The organism is Pseudoalteromonas sp. S3785 (assembly GCF_005887365.1).
Lineage (GTDB): Bacteria > Pseudomonadota > Gammaproteobacteria > Enterobacterales > Alteromonadaceae > Pseudoalteromonas.
On sequence record NZ_PNCT01000090.1, the window covers coordinates 1 to 16,753 of the forward strand.

Consider the following 16,753-nt stretch of genomic DNA (forward strand, 5'->3'; position numbering starts at 1 on the left):
CGGCCACTCGGACACCTCTCCAACGCATAACAGATTGTATTAACGGTAGTTTATTCATACCATTAATTAAATAGTGGTGGAGAGATAGGGATTTGAACCCTAGATAGGCTACAAACCTATGCCGGTTTTCAAGACCGGTGCATTCGACCACTCTGCCATCTCTCCGTGACGCAGAATAATACTTAGGTGATACCGTCGTGTAAATAGCAAATAAACTGTTTGCTTAAAAAGTAGACGTAATTGCGGTTTTTTTTGTAAATAGAGGGAAATTAGAAGGATTTAAACTAAAAATTAAAGGGTGGCAGTAAACTAAGGGAGCTAAAGAAGTGCTTTCAATAGTGGTTAGTTGTTTACTGCCCCTGCTTAATAAGCATAACAAGGTTGATTATTTGTATTGCGCGGCACTGTTTAATGCTAATTTTTTGCCCATACGGTTTAATTTAGCAAGCATTTTAGCTTTACGGTTAGTTGGTTTTACGCCAACGTGGGCTGCTGCATTTTGGTTTAGGGTGTTTATTGGGTTCATGTCTTTGCTCCAAGGTGTATGTGTTTAAATCGCGAGCATTTTGACTCTTTTTTGTTTAAAAATACAACAATATAAACTAAGGCTTAGCTATTAGTTATTTTTATCTGAAATTGTTTTGTTTTGTTTTTATTTGAAGCTAATAAGAGGCGGGTTTGCATAGTTATTTAACTGCGGTGTTTAAGTTAAAGGTTGTTTTATAAGTATTTTTTGTTTTTATAAAATTTTGTAATAAATTTTTACTCACTATTGTGGTTAATTATTCAGATAAATTAATTTTAACTTAATTTTTGTTTATGCTGGCGTGCCGACTAAAAGGGGATAAATTACTTGCAGTTGTTAATAATAGTTAAACCGAGCGTAAAAAAAGCGGTGTTAGAACACCTCGATTGGCTTAAAAAAACATGTGAGAAGAAAAATATTCTTTATATTACGGTCAAAACAACAGGTAATTATGAGTATGACTTAGCAAGCATTAAAGCGAATGCACAAAAAAGCCAAATAGCAGTGGCTATTGGTGGCGACGGTACGCTTAACTTGGCACTTAATGGCGTGATTAACAGTACATGCAGTTTGGCAATATTACCTTGTGGTACGGGTAACGATTTTGCGCGAAGCTTTCATTGCACGGCTAAACAGTGGCAAAACGCTATTTTTAATGCCCCTACACACTTAATTGATATAGGTAAAATTAATACCCGTTACTTTATTAATGTGGCTGGTGTTGGTTTTGATGCTCATGTAATTAAGCAGTTAGGTCATTTACAAAGCATGCCTGCTTGGCGCTATAAGTGGACGAGTTTTAAGTCGCTCTTTACTTATAGAGCAAGCACACTACAGGGAGTATTTTTAAATAAACAAAGTGAGTACCCAAATTTAATAACTGTATTTGCGAACTCTCAGTATTTTGGCGGCGGAATTAAAATAGCACCTAGAGCTGAAATTGATGATGGCCTGCTTGATTGCTACCAAATGCAAGCGAGTAGTGTTGTTAATCACTTATTTAGCTTTATTAAACTTCTTTTTAAGCGCCATCACACTTTAAAAAGGCTCACTTATAGCCAATTAAAAGAAGCGTATATTACAACTAAAAATTTACTCGTTGAGGCGGATGGCGAGCTGGTAGGCGTCACGCCCGCGGTTATTGCTATACATAAGCAGGCCATTAATTTTCATATACCAATAAAAAAGCGCCTACAGTAAAGTAGGCGCTTTTGTGTTAGTGCGTTAAAAACGCCTCTAACTGGGGACGGAACCATTTTTAGCAACGCAGCGGCTTGCTAAAAAGGCGTTAATTCTTTTTGTGGGGGTAAGTACAATTGCATTACCCAGTAGTACTAAACTAAAACCGGCAAAGGTGTTTGCATGCCATTCAAAGCCTTCAAAAAAGCTACTTAATGTGACAGCCACCAACGGAAACAAAACGATGGCGTAACTTGCTTTTTCGGGGCCAATGTTTTTTAACAAAGCAAAATAGCAGCCAAACGCAATCACAGTGCCAAAAACTGATAAATACAACAGCGACAGCCAATAGCTGGTAGGGGCACTAAAACTGACCGTTATACCATTTATTAATACATAAATGGCTAAACCAACTGCGCTATATAACATGCCCCATGCGTTACCCTGCAATACACCTATTTGCCGATTAGAATTGCGTACACTGATCATATTGCCCAATGAAGCCACAAAGGTGCCCCCAAGGGCAAGTAGTAACCCGACCAACGCCCCATTACTCAAGTCGAATTGCTGTAAATGCGGCCAAAATAGACAAATAATACCTATCACACCGATTAGCGCGCCGCAGTAAATTCGTTTGGCTATAGGTTTTGCAAAAAATAAACGGGTGTTGATTATGTTCATTATTAATAGCATCGAAAAAGCAATAGAGGCCATTGCCGAAGAGAGGTAGTTTTGAGCCCAATACAAAAGCAAATAATTTAAGCCAAAGTTGCAAATGGCCAATAAAGCAAAAAAACCATGATCGACTAATGAAAATCGCATATTAGGCTTTTTGTAGGCCACAAATAGCCACATACATACAGCTGCTATGGCAAAGCGATAAAGCAAAGAAAGCTCCACAGCGATATCGCCTAGCTGAAATGAAATCGCCAGCCAGGTAGAGCCCCAAATTAACACTGTTGTGAGATATAGCGCTGCGCTTTTCATGGCACACCTCTAAAAAACTGATTGAGTGGTTATTTTAAGGTCTATCTGTATACTTACCATATACAGAAAAGTATAAATGTAACCTCTACAGATTTGAGCGAGATATGCAGCCAACAGCCAGTAAGCAAAAAGCCGAGTTTTTATATCAACAAGTTATTGAGCTAATCAAGGATATGCAAACGCAGAAGGTATTATTACCAGGGGAAAAACTTCCATCACTTCGTAAAATGGCCAATAACTTAAATATTAGCGTTCCAACTGTTAAGCAAGCGTATCAAGCGTTAGAAGATCAAGGAGTAGTAGAGGCGCGTGAAAAATCGGGCTACTTTTTAACGGTGCTTAATACGGTTTACAGTTTACCTAAGCGCGTAAAATTAAGCCGTGAACCTGTCACTGTAAATAAACAAGCGTTAATAGAGCAAGTATATAGTGCTATTCATCAGCCTAATATCATAGCTTTTGGTATCGCCAATCCCGTTGCTGCTGCCCCTACCGATAAAGCACTTGCGAGAAATATGCGCCGAGTTATGACAATTGCTGGACCGAGTGTTATAAATTATGGCCCTCTTGATGGTTTTGCTGCGCTTAAAAAGCAATTAGTGCATAGATACTTAGGCTTTGGTATTGGCGTAAATATAGATGAACTGGTGATCACCAATGGTGCGCAAGAGGCGCTGGCTATCGCACTTAAGTGTGTTACTAAGCCCGGCGATGTAGTGGCTATTGAAACCCCGTGCTATCACGGCATTATTGAATTAATAGAGAGCTTAGGCTTAAAAGCGCTTGAAATCCCGCTATGCCCCGACAACGGTATTTGGCTTAATGACCTAGCTCAAGCGCTTGAGCAACATGATATAAAAGCATGCTTATTTTCGACCGCAATCAATAATCCGGTTGGCAGCTTTATGAGCGATGAAAGCCGTAAGCAAATGGTGGATTTAATAGAGTCACATAATGTTGTTCTTATAGAAGATGATGTGTACGGCGATTTGCACTTTACTGCCAAGCGCGGCACGCCCGCTTTAGCGTATTCAAAAAAGGGGCTTGTGATCAGCTGCGCCTCGTTTTCAAAAACGGCGGCACCCAGTTATCGAGTAGGTTGGTTAATAGCAGGCAAGTTTGCTGGTCAAGCGCGCCGGCATAAGCGTGCATTAAGTTGCTCTGCCTCACTTATAAATCAGTGGACGCTTTCTGAGTTTATAGCCAGTGGTGAGTATGACCGTAATTTAAAAGTACTTAGGCAGCGCTTACGTAATAACAAAGAGCGCATGCGGTGGTGCTTATTAAACGCAATGCCCAAAAATACACGTATTAGTGACCCTAAAGGTGGGTGTGTTATTTGGCTTGATTTAGGCCAAGGGGTAGACAGTCAAAAGTTATTTTTACTGGCTTTAGAAGCTGGTATTAGCATAACCCCTGGTCTTATTTTTTCAGCAAGTAATAAATATAAAAGCTGTATTAGGTTAAGCTACGGGGTGCAGTGGAGCGAAAAAATTGAACAGGCTATTACCACGTTAGGTGCGCTGGCTCACACGCTAAAAGAATGAAAAAAGCAGCACCTAATATACAAGTGCTGCTAAAGGGATGTTAAATACGGCTTTGCGTATTAGTTTTGTTTAATGGTAAATAACTCGTAACCTTTTAGTTGCGGTAACTGCGCTACTAATTGCTCTTCTTGCTGTGCTATGTTGGCAAAGCCGTCGCATAAAGAGTTAGCACGCTTTTCAAGTGCACTGGCATGCAGCTCTACTTTTTCTTCTATTTGCGCGCCCATATTTTCCATGCGTTGTTCAAATGCATCCATATCACCACCCGAACCAAGTAGCTCAGAGCCTAAAGCAACTAAAATACTGCCCATTGATTGCATAACGGCAGACTCAACCACGGTTTCTATTTGCTCCTCAAACTGGTGTTCAAAGTTTTCACCAAATTGATTAAAGCTTTGCTGGCCCATTACAAACGTACCTTGTTGGTAAAAGGTGTTTTCTACTTCCAGTTTTATATCGTCCATTAGGCCAGATAAGTCGTCAAGCCCATCAATATTAAATGCGTTGGCTACTTCCTCTAGTGCTACACCGGCTATTTTCACTCCGTCTAGGGCTATATTAGCAACCTCCGGTAGCTGCGTACGTAAGTTATCCGAATATTGGGTAAGCGCTTGGCGCTGCTCGCTGCTAATGGATACTTGTTCGCCATTTATAGTTAATTTGCCATTGCTGTTAAAGCGCATGAATTGATTAGATGCGGTAAAAATTTCTAATTCGCTAGGCTTAATGCGTACATCGTTTTTAAACTCTACATTGCACTGTTCGTTGCTAAACGAAATACCCGCATTGTTATCGTTATGTGCCATTGCTGCGGGTGTACAAATTAAAGCACTTACTAATAGTAAATTTTTCATGTTTATTCTCTAATAATTGTTGATGACAGTTAGGTATTAACAAGTTTGATGCCATTATTTATTTTTATTTTAAAACAACTGGTTATGAAAATTTGTGTATTTTTAATGATTTTTAATTTTGATAAATAAACTACTTTTTAGTCAAAAATACTAAAAATAAATAAGTGATAAATTTTATTTGTCGAAACGATAAAAAACTCTCACTTTCCACTTTCTTAATTTAGCGCTATTTATTCACAATATTGACATGAAGGCTATTTACGATAGTCACGTGGCTTTATTTTGGTGCTAATTTGTTCGTATTTTAGCGCTAAACATTTTTAATTTACCAAGTGCAGGAATAAACCTGAGTTGGTCTTAAGCACTTTATGGAGTGGGTTGTGGGTAAGACATTTAGTTACGATGCGCTAGATGATGATTTTGTTGAAGACGAGTACGAAATGGTCGGGCGTAATCAGCATGATAAAAAAAAGCAAAAGGTAAAAAAGAAGTTGGAAGATTACCTTGAGCAAAAACGTTTGCGTAAAAACCTAGGTGAAGACGACTTAAACGATTACATAGACTAAATTGTGCTAGTTAAAATAATGCGCCTGTTTTAAGGTTTGAATGTGCGTATACTCATGTTTGAAAGCTAAATACTGGCAATAAAGAGGCTTTATGCCTCTTTATTACTTATTATGTATTTAATTTAGCGAGTGCTTGTTGAATGGTGCTCTCTAACTTTTCTGGTTTTGTAAAAGGGGCATAGCGTTTGATAGGTGTGCCATCGGGTGCGATTAAAAACTTAGTGAAGTTCCACTTTATTTTTCGTGTTAAAAAGCCGGGCAAGGCCGATTTTAAATACCTAAATACAGGGTGTGCGTGACGGCCGTTTACATCCACCTTTGCGGCCATTAAAAAGCTTACCCCATAGTTAATTAAACAGTCTTGTTGTATTTGCGTCGCGTCGCCTGGTTCTTGCTGACCAAATTGATTACATGGAAAACCAATTATAACCAAGCCAGCTTGCGCGTATTTAGTATGTAGCGCTTGTAGTGATTCATATTGCTTTGTAAATCCACACTCACTCGCGGTATTAACAATAAGTACAACCTTTCCTTCAAAGTCGCTAAAGTTAATTGTTTTACCGTTTAACGCAGTAGCCGTTAATTGATGAAATTCATGCATGATGGGCGCTTTTTATTGTTGTTAGCTACATTCTACCCGCTGTAGCGCGTTACTAAAAGTATAAAATTTAGGCTTGTTAATACCGCGTTCACCTCTTTGCTAATGGGTTGGCTGCTATTTAGGGCGTGTTGAACTTTGCGGATTGAAATTTGTTCAACCTAGGGGCGATCAAATCGCGGCGCGAGGTTTGTAACCTAGTGGGCTCGATAACTGCTCCTGCGTTATTCTAATGACTTACATCCATGTAAGAATAAGTAAAAACCGAGCAAAGCTTCCGCGTCCTGCTCACGCCCCTTACCTACATCCATGTAGGCAACAAAGAGTTTATCGCCCCTAGGCAGAACCCGAAGGGCAGCGCATGTTTGGCATTTATGCTGCGTTATCGCCTATTTATGGGGAATAACCACACTTCATAGGCTCTGCCTTGCCTAAGAACCAAACATACTGCTGCAAATTCAAACGCCAAAGGTCAACACGCCCTAATTTAAAATTAAAAATAACCCCATACTGGCAAGCGTTGTGTAATAAATATTATGTGTTTTATAGGCAACAATAATGGCAACGATAGCTGCGCTTAAATATGGGTTGTGCCAGTTTAGGTTGATCCCCTCTTCATTTATAAAAATAATGGGTACCCAAATAGCGGTTAGTACAGCGGGTGCGCTAAAGCTTAAAAACTGCTGCATTTTAGGGCCCACTTTAAAACCAAGGCGTTGATGTAAAAATAAGTAACGAGTAAAAAAGGTAATACACGCCATTAATAATATAGTGAGCATCATAATGGGCTGTCCTTTTTTTGTGTAAGCCTTGCAGTAAAGTAGCCTGCACTCATTGCTAGTAGAGCAGCACAAACTAACCACAATTCAAATCCCGTGCTTTTTAAAAGTGTGGCGCTAATACCCGCAACAATCACTGTAACCAGCGAGGCTAAATTTTTTATGCCCGGTACCACAAGTGCAATAAATGTAGCTGCAATAGCAAAGTCGAGCCCTAAATTTGTTAAATCAGGGAGCACACTTCCTGCAACTATGCCTATGAGTGTCCAAAGGTTCCATGCAATATAAAAACTAAAACCCGCACTTAAAGCGTATATTAGGCGCGCTTTTGTTTTATAGGCTTTGCGGTGATGCGAAAAGGCAAACAGCTCGTCGGTTAGTACAAAACTGATTGGTAAGCGCCACCGTAATGGTTGTGAAATAACTTTATGGCGTACGGCTAAACCGTATAAAAAATGCCGAGAGCTAATAATAAATGTGGTAAATAGAATAGTCAGTAAAGGGGTGTTACCGGCCATTAGTTCAATGGCAACTAATTGTGCAGAACCCGCGAATACAAGTAGTGACATTGCTTGTGTTTCTAAGGGGCTAAAGCCATTTTGAATCGCTAAAGAGCCACATAATATCCCCCAAGGAACAACCGCTAAGCAAAGCGGGAGCATGTCAAAAAAACCTTTTAATACTGCGCGTTTAGTTATATTCATTAATACAAGTAGGTAATATATGTGTGCGTTTAGTGTGCCATAAATAGGGCTTTATGTAATATCATTAATGCAGCACTAGTAAAACTTTGGAATAATAGTTTTAGTATCAAAATAATGTGCCAAAGACTGGCAACAAGTTGAGGATTTATATGCAAAGTATAAAAGTATGGGATGGCTTTATAAGAAGCTTTCATTGGTTATTAGTGATTAATATTGCTGTGCTTTACTTTAGCATTGACGAGGGCATGATTGAGCTACATTTTGTGGCTGGCTTTTTTGCAATCGCATTAATAGTGACTCGTTTAGTGTGGGGGCTGGTGGGCAGTAAAACGGCAAAATTAAGCGCGCTACTGCACTCGCCAATAGCAGTACTTAAAGAGTTTAAAAATCCTAGTAAAAGGGTGGGTCATTCGGCGCCAGGTAGCTACATGGTTTTGTTGTTTTTTGTGCTTATTATAGTGCAGTTAGTAACTGGGCTAATGAGCAGTGATGGCATTTTGACTGATGGACCTTTGGTGGAGTACGTGTCGAGCTCAACAGTTGATTTTGCAAATTGGCTGCACCGCCTTAATTTCGATATTTTATTTTATGCTATATGCCTGCATGTTACTGCCATAGTTGTGTATAAAATAAAAGGAAAGCCACTTGTCAAAGCAATGATCACCGGTAAACAGGCTAACATCGAGCAAGCCACTCAAACTAATATAGATAACACCCAGGCACCTTGGTTAGCGTGGGCTATTTTTGTTGGATTGCTCGTGCTACTGGCTGTTACATGGGGCAAAGAACCACTTAATTACTTGCTAAGTTAATAGCTAACAAAAAACAAAACGGCGCATAAAGCGCCGTTTTAGTGTGTGTTGTTTTAATTGTAATTAGTCTTTAAATTGCTTGTGGCAATCTTTACAGCCTTTGGCCCAAGCGCCAAATGCTTTACCAATTACCGCCTTATCGCCAGATTGAGCTGCTAAAGCTAACTTATCTGCATTGGCAGCAAAGGCATTGGCTTTTTTAACAAAGGTTGCATTGTCTGACCATACATCAGCTAAGGCTGCTGTATCACCTTTATCTGTGCCTTCGTAAAACGCTTCCCATGGCATTTTAGAAAGGGCGGCTGCGTTATTGGCGCGCATTTTAAATTGTTCTGCATCAAAAGGAATTTTACCTTTTAGCATTGCGCCCATATCGCTAATTTGCACTGAAATCATAGAAAATGCAGCTTGACGGTATTCAATAGCATCACTTGGTTCTTTAAATGCAGTATTTGCAGATACGCTAAGTGTACATGTTGCTAAAGCAACCCCTGCTAAAAATTGTTTAAATTTCATGTTTTGCCCCTGTAAGAAATTATATCTACTAATTAGACATCTTGAATCGATTACTTATTTTATTCAAGTGAAACTTTAATTCTCATAGCTTGTTTTCTGAATATATCATTACACCTTGTCATTTTATTGTTAACGACTGTAAACAGTGCGTTGTTATTAAGTGCCCTGTTGTGTACCTTGAGTCATCATAAAAATAAATAACGAAGGAAGTTTATGAAGCATAATATCTTTAAAATGTCGGCGCTTTCTGCCGCAGTAGTTATGACGCTAGCAGGGTGTGGTGGCAGCGACAATGACAATAATAGCCAAGTTGCTGTAGTAACTGATGTTGCACCAAAAGCAAGCGATGTAGCCGTTGCCGGTTTAAAGCAATGGGTACCTGTAACAGCTGAGTTTAATGCAAGTGATAACGATGGCGATACACTAAGTTATACATTTACTGAAAATGGTGAAGCGGTTGAAGCACAAGATGGCGTATATACTTTTAGCCACGGCTTACTCACTGTTGAAGGCGATACCTTTACCTATGTGTCTGTTACCGGTGAAGATGCCGTAATTGATTACACCGCTAATGCAAATGGTAAAACAGCGTCTGCACAGCTAAATATTACAGAAATAGCATCAGATCCATTAGCTAATCAGCAGTGGCACCTGCGTAACACAGGTCAAAAATCATATGCTTTAAGCGATGATATGAAGCAAGGTTTAGTAGATTTTTACGTTAATCAGGATGGCGATACTGAGGAAGAAGCGCAAGAAAGGGTTAATGCTAGTTTTGCAGAGTCAGAAGCAGAAGAGTTGGTTGCTGGCGAAGATATGAACGTAGCAGCAGCTTATGCTCAAGGTGTTACAGGTGCTGGCGTAACAGCGGTTGTTGTTGACTCTGGTATGGAAATTCGTCACGAAGATTTAGTTGATAACGTTTTACCTAATCGCTCTCTAAACTTAGATGCAGAGGCGCTTGACCGTACCGACCCTACAAGTTTGTCAAACAGTGGTGACCACGGTACTAGTGTTGCAGGCTTAATTGCAGCAAAAGGCTGGAATGGTAAAGGCGGGCGCGGTGTTGCACCAGATGCTGGTCTCATTGGCATGAACTACCTAGGTGGCGATAAAATTGAGCAAACCGAATTACTCGCTCATGGTTTCCCTGGTAGCGGCATTAGCACATCAGAAAACATTTCTGCTTTTAACCGCAGCTACGGTATTACCTTCCCAACGTTTATTGGTTACTCAGAGCTAGATGAAGCTATCGAGTCTTACCCTAACCTTAGCCTTCGTGATGGTAAAGGTGCGCTAAACATGAAATCAAGCGGTAACTCGTTTGTCGATGGTAGCGGTGAAGGGTCATTATGTGCTGATAACGGTGCAAATGAGTTAGGCCTTACTTGTTATAACGGCGCGTTTGAGCCAAGCCAAGGTCACCCATATTACTTAAGCGTTGCAGCTGTAAACGCTGATGGTACACATACAAGCTACTCAAGCGGTGGTGCTAACCTAATGGTTTCAGCCCCTGCAGGTGAATACGGGCGTTGGGCGCCTGCCATGGTAACAACTGACCAAATGACCTGTATTAACGGGTACTCAGGCTTTAATGGTAGCTCGATTACGGCATGGGCTGCAGCATATGGCGAAGACTTTGCGGCATCGCAATACTCATTCAACTATCCAGGCCATGAAGATAACGCTAGCTGTAACTATACCTCAACGTTTAATGGTACTTCTTCAGCAGCACCTAATGCGTCAGGTGTAGTATCACTGATCTTATCAGCTAATCCAGAGCTAACATGGCGCGACGTTCGTCATATCTTAGCTACTACCAGCACAGTCAACGATGCAGAAGATGAAGTTGTAACCCTTAGCGTTGGTGAAGGTGAATTTGTAGCGCATGACGGCTGGGTTGAAAATGCAGCAGGTTATAACTTTAATAACTTATATGGTTTTGGACGTGTAGATGCTGGTGCTGCCGTTGAGATGGCAAAAGAGTACGACGTAGCATTAGGCGAGCAAGTTATCACACAATGGAATGGTGTTGGTTCTGTTGTTGAAGAAGATGCCCTTACGCTAGAAATTCCAGACAACAGTGCTGCAGGTGTTACACAGCAAATCATTGTTGAAGAAGAGTTAAACATTGAAGCAATGCAGTTTAAGTTTGACGTAAGCAATGCTGAAATGGGCTTTGGGCTAGCTGATGGAACTCAAACCTCTGCTGGTACCGATTTAGCTATTGAAGTAACGTCTCCATCAGGCACCCGCAGTGTATTACTTGCGTCTAAACAAGCTCTATTCTACCCGGCTTATAGCTTTACTAACGGTTGGAGCACAGGCTATGTTTTAAAGGATGCGGTACTTATGTCTAATGCTTTTTATGGCGAGACAACAAAAGGTACGTGGACTATTCGCGTTCTTGATGCCGCAGCGGATAGCTTTGCTTTCACTGATGGTATTAAAAATGGTCTTGAAGTTACTGGTATTTCAAATAACCGTGCTGCAAGCGTTTTAGAAGGTGTTTCGTTAAGAGCATTTGGTCACGCAGGTCAAGAGTAAGGAATATAGATATGAAAATGAATAAATTAGTTATTTTAGGTGCTGCTGCGTGTATTTCTCTAAGTGCAACAGCGAGTTCAGTAGCAAATAAAGAACTGCAACTTTCAAAAAAGCCGGTAAATAGTGTGAAATACAGCAAAACCGACTTTGGCTCTTACGTTGTAGAAAAAAACTTACGTTTAGTACCAGCAAGTGTTGCTGCTGATGAGTATGTTGTTTCTACTAAAGGTGAGATGGCGATTGTTGAATCTTCTGAGGCTTCATCGTTAGTAACAAAAGGGACGCTGGTACGTAATGTACTAACAAATAACTTAACGTCGCTTTCTGGCAATATCACTATTTTGCTTAAAGATGACATGAACGCAACAGAGGTAGCTCAGCTATCTGGCTTGAAGGTAGTGTCTGTTTTCCCAGGCACTAAAATAGCGGTATTAGCTGTTAATGATGGTCAAGATATTTTAGCTGCTGCAGAACAGTTAAAGTCATCTGACTATACAAAAGAAGCACGAATTGAAGTGTTAGAGACTATTTATACTGCACAATAAAATTAAAATGTTGTGATAAAAGCCCGAGCAAAGCCTCGGGCTTTTTTATTGCTAATCATTAATATCAGCAAAAATCATCCCTCGGCGCATACTACGTGTGGCCAAAAATACTTCACCAAGTAACGACATAAAACCACATATTAATAAGGCCATTGCAGCAACAAAGCAGCTTGCAATGGTTACCCCTAAATTAATAGATTGAATATGCGATAAAAACAACTGCATTACCACGGCACATACTAGCAAAGCACTTAAAACGCTCATACTAAAAGCAATGTGAATACATCGCGAGCGCTTTAACAGGGCGCGTAGCTCTGTGGCCAAGGTTTTATTAAAGTCTTCATCGGTGCTTACTTTAAGTTTTCGCTCAAGTTGCCTCGCACGATCAGTAATGCGCGCTAAACGATTAGATAAAACTCCGAGTGTGGCTGCAATTCCCGTAATTAAAAAGACAGGGGCGACGGCAGTCTGAATTACTTTAGCCATGGTTAAAATATTTATAACATCGTTACTCATTCATTTTCCATAGAGAAGTTAGGGTTTGTTTACAGTGATTTACAAATGCCGGTTAGCTAAAAACTTGTTTTTTATTATTCACTTATGATTTTTGTGAAGGGCTTTTTTTGCACCTTTGTAATCTAGTTGTAATTGAGTTGTTGCTAGCTTAGGGGCTGAAGTTCTATATTAAAATCACAATTCTAATAATATCGAATTGAGTAAATACAATAATATAAAACACACTCCAGGGGAAATAATGTCTAATATAACACTGAAAAGAACCGCTATTTCATCAGCTATAGGTTTAGCTATGATGTCATACGGCGTAGCGGCTACACCTGATTTATCTAAAGGATACGTCCCAGAAACATCAAGTGTAAAAACATACTCTCAAGATAAAACCATCTCTACTAAAGCACGCTATATTATCCAGCTTGAAGATGAGCCGCTAGCAACCTACAAAGGCGGTATCGCAGGGCTTGAAGCAACCTCTGCCGCCGTTACTGGTGATAGTAAAATTAAACTTAGTTCAGCACCCGCTTTAAAATACAGCAGTTACTTAAAAGCCAAGCAAAAAAGTGTAGCACAAGTAGCTGCGTCTGTTAGTGGGGGCGCTGTATCACACTCATTCAGCACCCTTTTTAATGGCATCGTAGTAGAGGGTGAGCAAGGACAGCGTGAAAAACTCGCTAAACTTGCGGGTGTTAAAAAAGTATTTTTAGATACTGAGTACCACACATTAATGGATGCTTCTATTGATGTAATTAGAGGCGTAGAGGCTTGGCAGGCGCTTGGTGGCCAATCTGAAGCGGGTAAAGGCGTTAAAGTTGCGATCATTGACTCGGGTATTCGCCCAGAAAACCCAATGTTTTCAGATGTGGGTTTCGCAGCTGCAGAGTTTAGTGAAGAAGAGGCTGCTTACATCGCAGAAAACCCTGATTACTGTCGTATAGAGGGCGGTGAAGCAAATTTTTGTAATAATAAACTAATTGTGGCGCGTGCATTTGGCCCAACACCAAGTGATGTTCACCCTGATGAATATATTGGCTCTCCACTAGGATACGACGGTCACGGAACGCATGTTGCGGGTACCGCTGTAGGTAACCCAATTGAAATTACTTACCAAGACAATAACGTGTCAATCTCAGGTGTAGCACCAGCAGCACAATTAATGGCTTACAAAGCGCTTTGGCACACAGCCGATGGGCGAGGCAGCGGTACAACTGTAGCGCTCATGGCTGCATTAGAAGCAGCCATTAAAGATGGCGCAGACGTAATTAACAACTCGTGGGGCGGTGGTCCAGGTGGCAACCCTTCTGGTAGTGCGTACAGTGATTTATTCACCGCTGCAGAAGAAGCCGGTGTAGTGGTTGTAACCGCAGCAGGTAACGATGGTAACGGCGCACAAACTATTGGTTGTCCTAGCTGTATAGAATCGGGTCTCACAGTGGCCAATACGCAAACAGGGCGTTTTTTCTCTCAGCAAGTTGAAGTGGCAGGCGAAACTTATTTAAGTATTGAAGGAAGCAACGGTTTATTAACAGACCCAATCTCGCTCCCTATAATTTCTGCGCAGGTTGTAGCGCCTGATAACTTTGAAGGGTGTGAAGAGTTCGCTGAGGATATCTCATTTGCGGATTCTGTTGCACTTATCTCTCGTGGTAGCTGTGCATTTTCAGCTAAAGCTGAAAATGCGGCAAAAGCAGGTGCAACAGCGGTAATTATCCACAACAATGTTGCAGGCGGTGCAATGGGCATGTCTATGGATGATGCTACAATTCCAGCCTCAGCAATCAGCCAAGAAGATGGTTTAAGCTTAGTTGAGCTTTTAACAGCAGCTGAAGAGCCAGTTATTGCATCACTCGATCCTAGTGTTAAAAGAACAATTCAAGAGAAATTTACTGATGCAGTCAATTCTTCAAGTTCGCGTGGCCCTAATGGTGAGCCTAGCTTCTTAAAACCTGATATTGCAGCACCAGGTACTGATATTTTATCTGCGTATTCGCCAGATGAAGGAAATGGCATTACCTTTAACGCTATTTCAGGTACAAGTATGGCGAGCCCACATGTTGCAGGTGCAGCAGCGCTGATGAAGCAAGCTCACCCAGAATGGAATGCGGTACAGATTAAAACCGCACTTATGAGTTCATCTAAAATGGATGGTCTACATAAAGAAGACTTAGTGACAAAAGCTGATGCCTTTGATGTAGGTGCTGGTCGATTAGATGTACCTAATGCGCTAGAGGCAGCGCTTACGTTTGAACATGGCTCTTACGCCGATCCGAGCTGTTTAAGCGTTTGTAGTTTCTCAAATACCGTGCAAAACATGACAGATACAGCTGGCGAGTGGACGGCAAAAGTAGTAACAGATATGCAAGGCGCAGAAATCTCTGTGTCTCCTAATACAGTTACACTGGGTGCACATGGTTCTACTTCTACTGATTCAGAGGGTGCTGAAACAAGCACAGACATGGCTGAGTTTAACCTAGATATTGATTCAACGTTTAATGATGTTAAAGGTTGGAACTTTGGTCACGTTGTATGGACTCATACTGAAACAGGCCAAGTCGCGCATTTACCATTTGCTATTTATGATAACGAAGCAACCAATAGCAGTGTGTTTAGCGCAACAGTCGATGCCGATTCTTTAAACTCTTCTACTCCAGCAAAAATAGGGGTGCAATTCAACAATACTCTATTTACTGAAGAGCTATCTGTAAATGTAAAACTTGATGAGAATGCGGAGCTTCTAAAAGGTGCAGCGCCTGTTGTTGAAGTGACTAATGGTGCAGGTGAAGTAACATTAAGTGAAGACAACAAAGAGCTTACCTGGACGGGTACATTAGGGCCAAAAGAGTTTGCTATTAACAGCAGTGATTTCTTAGGTACCTTCTCATTGGCTGATGATGACTTTGAGCCTCAAGCGTGTCCTGACGGGTGTGATGAAATAACCATTACGGTTGAAGCTGACTTTATTTTTGATGGGAAAGAGTACTCAGCATTTACCATCTCAGATAATGGCTTTATTGCTGTTGGTGCAGATGTAAACACCACTAACTCTTGGAGCCCTCAAGCAATGCCTAATGCACGTACACCTAACGGTGTTATAGCGCCGCTTTGGGCTGACTTTGATTTAGCGGGTGGTACGTCTGGTGGCGGTGAGATCTATGTTGCTAAATTTGATAGCGGTTATGTTGTTGTAGAATGGCATGATGTTGAGCTTTGGGGTAGCGCTTCAGGTGATAAGTACACGTTCCAAGTGATCTTAAAAGAAGGCACTGATGAAATACGTATGAATTACATTGATGTACCCACATTGCCTGCTCCTTACTCTGCGGGTGTAGAGTCTGCCGATGGTAACGTAGGAGCTATGCTAGACACCGTTCCAACGGGTAATGGTATTGGTAGTGGCTACTTAGTCGATCAAATTAAAGGCGGTGTGGTTGATATTCAATACCAAGCTTTTGCAAAAGATCGCAGCCATTACACAGCAGCAGATTCTGTAGAAGTTGATGAAGAGCAAACAGTGACTATTGATGTATTAGCTAATGATATGGCTGAGTCGCGTTTTGTATTTGACGCAGTAGCTTCTTCAGAAACAGAAAATGCAGAATTCTCTGCCCATAAAGGCGTAAGAATTAAAGGTAGCCTAGTCGCATCAACTGTTGAGGTGGCTTCTGCACCTGCAAATGGTTCAACTACAGTGAATGAAGATGGCACAATTGATTATACGCCAAATGCGCAGTTCTCTGGTGAAGATAGCTTCACATACACAGTGCGTGAAGCATCAGGCACGACTGCTGAAGAAACCATGGTATCAATTGTTGTTAACGATACCATTGCAGACCCTCAGCCTGTGACCCCAACTCCAGAGCCTGAAAGCAATGGTTCATCGGGCTCACTCGCTTGGTTAACGTTACTTGCTGCGCCGTTTGCATTTATGCGCCGTCGTAAACAAAAGTAATTTTATAACTACTTAGTTATTTTAAAGGGAGCCTCGGCTCCCTTTTTACATAGCTTCACAAACTAAATTACATCACGCTTTATTATTAGGTATATTTAATATCATCAATAATAAAAAACATAGAGATTTAA

The 16,753-nt window shown here is 40.9% G+C and carries 15 protein-coding genes and 1 tRNA gene; 7 read left to right on the top strand and 9 right to left on the bottom strand.

Annotated elements, in window-relative coordinates; all coding sequences use genetic code 11:
• Positions 1 to 74: 74 nt before the first annotated feature.
• Together CWC17_RS17730 and CWC17_RS19400 are read right to left on the bottom strand one after the other, a co-directional pair.
• A tRNA-Ser gene (locus CWC17_RS17730) sits at positions 75 to 165 on the bottom strand.
• Between the two features lie 220 nt (positions 166 to 385).
• Positions 386 to 526 (bottom strand): hypothetical protein, encoded by a 141-nt coding sequence (locus tag CWC17_RS19400; RefSeq protein WP_004589025.1) that lies wholly within the window; start codon positions 524 to 526, stop codon positions 386 to 388.
• A gap of 327 nt (positions 527 to 853) precedes the next feature.
• Here CWC17_RS19400 and CWC17_RS17735 point away from each other — a divergent pair, with 327 nt between their 5' ends.
• Entirely contained in the window at positions 854 to 1,726 is an 873-nt protein-coding gene (locus CWC17_RS17735) for a diacylglycerol/lipid kinase family protein (protein ID WP_138614383.1), read from the top strand.
• 36 nt (positions 1,727 to 1,762) lie between these two features.
• Here CWC17_RS17735 and CWC17_RS17740 read toward each other — a convergent pair whose 3' ends face one another.
• Complete coding sequence (locus tag CWC17_RS17740) at positions 1,763 to 2,692, bottom strand: DMT family transporter (protein WP_138542540.1); 930 nt, start codon at positions 2,690 to 2,692, stop codon at positions 1,763 to 1,765.
• 104 nt (positions 2,693 to 2,796) lie between these two features.
• On the opposite strand from CWC17_RS17740, the gene CWC17_RS17745 reads away from it, so the two are divergent.
• The gene (locus CWC17_RS17745; RefSeq protein WP_138614385.1) at positions 2,797 to 4,239 is read left to right on the top strand and encodes an aminotransferase-like domain-containing protein; all 1,443 of its coding nucleotides are present in this window, start codon (positions 2,797 to 2,799) and stop codon (positions 4,237 to 4,239) included.
• Between the two features lie 59 nt (positions 4,240 to 4,298).
• Here the strand turns inward: CWC17_RS17745 and CWC17_RS17750 are convergent, their stop codons facing one another.
• Entirely contained in the window at positions 4,299 to 5,093 is a 795-nt protein-coding gene (locus CWC17_RS17750; RefSeq protein ID WP_138614387.1) for a YggN family protein, read from the bottom strand.
• 380 nt (positions 5,094 to 5,473) lie between these two features.
• On the opposite strand from CWC17_RS17750, the gene CWC17_RS17755 reads away from it, so the two are divergent.
• Entirely contained in the window at positions 5,474 to 5,659 is a 186-nt protein-coding gene (locus CWC17_RS17755; protein ID WP_004589020.1) for a PA3496 family putative envelope integrity protein, read from the top strand.
• A gap of 109 nt (positions 5,660 to 5,768) precedes the next feature.
• On the opposite strand, the gene CWC17_RS17760 is transcribed toward CWC17_RS17755, so the two are convergent.
• The 3 genes from CWC17_RS17760 to CWC17_RS17770 all read right to left on the bottom strand — a co-directional run bounded on the left by CWC17_RS17760 (position 5,769) and on the right by CWC17_RS17770 (position 7,740).
• Complete coding sequence (locus tag CWC17_RS17760; RefSeq protein WP_138614389.1) at positions 5,769 to 6,260, bottom strand: glutathione peroxidase; 492 nt, start codon at positions 6,258 to 6,260, stop codon at positions 5,769 to 5,771.
• A 479-nt stretch (positions 6,261 to 6,739) separates the two neighbouring features.
• A complete protein-coding gene (locus tag CWC17_RS17765; protein ID WP_055015848.1) occupies positions 6,740 to 7,039 on the bottom strand; it encodes an AzlD domain-containing protein in 300 nt (99 codons plus the stop codon).
• Positions 7,036 to 7,740: an AzlC family ABC transporter permease gene (locus CWC17_RS17770; RefSeq protein ID WP_138614391.1), complete on the bottom strand. Its 705-nt coding sequence runs from the start codon at positions 7,738 to 7,740 to the stop codon at positions 7,036 to 7,038. Before CWC17_RS17770 ends, CWC17_RS17765 begins: the two co-directional genes overlap by 4 nt.
• Before the next feature lie 149 nt (positions 7,741 to 7,889).
• Here CWC17_RS17770 and CWC17_RS17775 point away from each other — a divergent pair, with 149 nt between their 5' ends.
• Positions 7,890 to 8,552: a cytochrome b/b6 domain-containing protein gene (locus CWC17_RS17775; protein ID WP_138614393.1), complete on the top strand. Its 663-nt coding sequence runs from the start codon at positions 7,890 to 7,892 to the stop codon at positions 8,550 to 8,552.
• A 63-nt stretch (positions 8,553 to 8,615) separates the two neighbouring features.
• Here the strand turns inward: CWC17_RS17775 and CWC17_RS17780 are convergent, their stop codons facing one another.
• Positions 8,616 to 9,068 (bottom strand): c-type cytochrome, encoded by a 453-nt coding sequence (locus tag CWC17_RS17780; protein ID WP_055015851.1) that lies wholly within the window; start codon positions 9,066 to 9,068, stop codon positions 8,616 to 8,618.
• A gap of 213 nt (positions 9,069 to 9,281) precedes the next feature.
• On the opposite strand from CWC17_RS17780, the gene CWC17_RS17785 reads away from it, so the two are divergent.
• Both CWC17_RS17785 and CWC17_RS17790 read left to right on the top strand, forming a co-directional pair.
• Positions 9,282 to 11,615, top strand: coding sequence for a S8 family serine peptidase (locus CWC17_RS17785; RefSeq protein WP_138540565.1), 2,334 nt, complete (start codon positions 9,282 to 9,284; stop codon positions 11,613 to 11,615).
• A gap of 11 nt (positions 11,616 to 11,626) precedes the next feature.
• Positions 11,627 to 12,160, top strand: a complete 534-nt coding sequence (locus CWC17_RS17790) for a serine protease external chaperone (RefSeq protein ID WP_138614395.1) — start codon at positions 11,627 to 11,629, stop codon at positions 12,158 to 12,160.
• A gap of 51 nt (positions 12,161 to 12,211) precedes the next feature.
• Here the strand turns inward: CWC17_RS17790 and CWC17_RS17795 are convergent, their stop codons facing one another.
• A complete protein-coding gene (locus CWC17_RS17795) occupies positions 12,212 to 12,676 on the bottom strand; it encodes a DUF2721 domain-containing protein (RefSeq protein WP_055015854.1) in 465 nt (154 codons plus the stop codon).
• 238 nt (positions 12,677 to 12,914) lie between these two features.
• Here CWC17_RS17795 and CWC17_RS17800 point away from each other — a divergent pair, with 238 nt between their 5' ends.
• Positions 12,915 to 16,622 carry a S8 family serine peptidase gene (locus CWC17_RS17800; RefSeq protein WP_138540563.1) on the top strand — a complete coding sequence of 1,236 codons (3,708 nt, stop codon included), beginning with the start codon at positions 12,915 to 12,917 and terminating at the stop codon, positions 16,620 to 16,622.
• Positions 16,623 to 16,753 lie beyond the last annotated feature (131 nt).

Coding starts and splice junctions, on each gene's coding strand:
- CWC17_RS19400 (WP_004589025.1), bottom strand. CDS start 526: ATGAACCCAATAAACACCCTAAACCAAAATGCAGCAGCCCACGTTGGC.
- CWC17_RS17740 (WP_138542540.1), bottom strand. CDS start 2,692: ATGAAAAGCGCAGCGCTATATCTCACAACAGTGTTAATTTGGGGCTCT.
- CWC17_RS17745 (WP_138614385.1), top strand. CDS start 2,797: ATGCAGCCAACAGCCAGTAAGCAAAAAGCCGAGTTTTTATATCAACAA.
- CWC17_RS17750 (WP_138614387.1), bottom strand. CDS start 5,093: ATGAAAAATTTACTATTAGTAAGTGCTTTAATTTGTACACCCGCAGCA.
- CWC17_RS17760 (WP_138614389.1), bottom strand. CDS start 6,260: ATGCATGAATTTCATCAATTAACGGCTACTGCGTTAAACGGTAAAACA.
- CWC17_RS17765 (WP_055015848.1), bottom strand. CDS start 7,039: ATGATGCTCACTATATTATTAATGGCGTGTATTACCTTTTTTACTCGT.
- CWC17_RS17770 (WP_138614391.1), bottom strand. CDS start 7,740: ATGAATATAACTAAACGCGCAGTATTAAAAGGTTTTTTTGACATGCTC.
- CWC17_RS17775 (WP_138614393.1), top strand. CDS start 7,890: ATGCAAAGTATAAAAGTATGGGATGGCTTTATAAGAAGCTTTCATTGG.
- CWC17_RS17780 (WP_055015851.1), bottom strand. CDS start 9,068: ATGAAATTTAAACAATTTTTAGCAGGGGTTGCTTTAGCAACATGTACA.
- CWC17_RS17785 (WP_138540565.1), top strand. CDS start 9,282: ATGAAGCATAATATCTTTAAAATGTCGGCGCTTTCTGCCGCAGTAGTT.
- CWC17_RS17790 (WP_138614395.1), top strand. CDS start 11,627: ATGAAAATGAATAAATTAGTTATTTTAGGTGCTGCTGCGTGTATTTCT.
- CWC17_RS17795 (WP_055015854.1), bottom strand. CDS start 12,676: ATGAGTAACGATGTTATAAATATTTTAACCATGGCTAAAGTAATTCAG.
- CWC17_RS17800 (WP_138540563.1), top strand. CDS start 12,915: ATGTCTAATATAACACTGAAAAGAACCGCTATTTCATCAGCTATAGGT.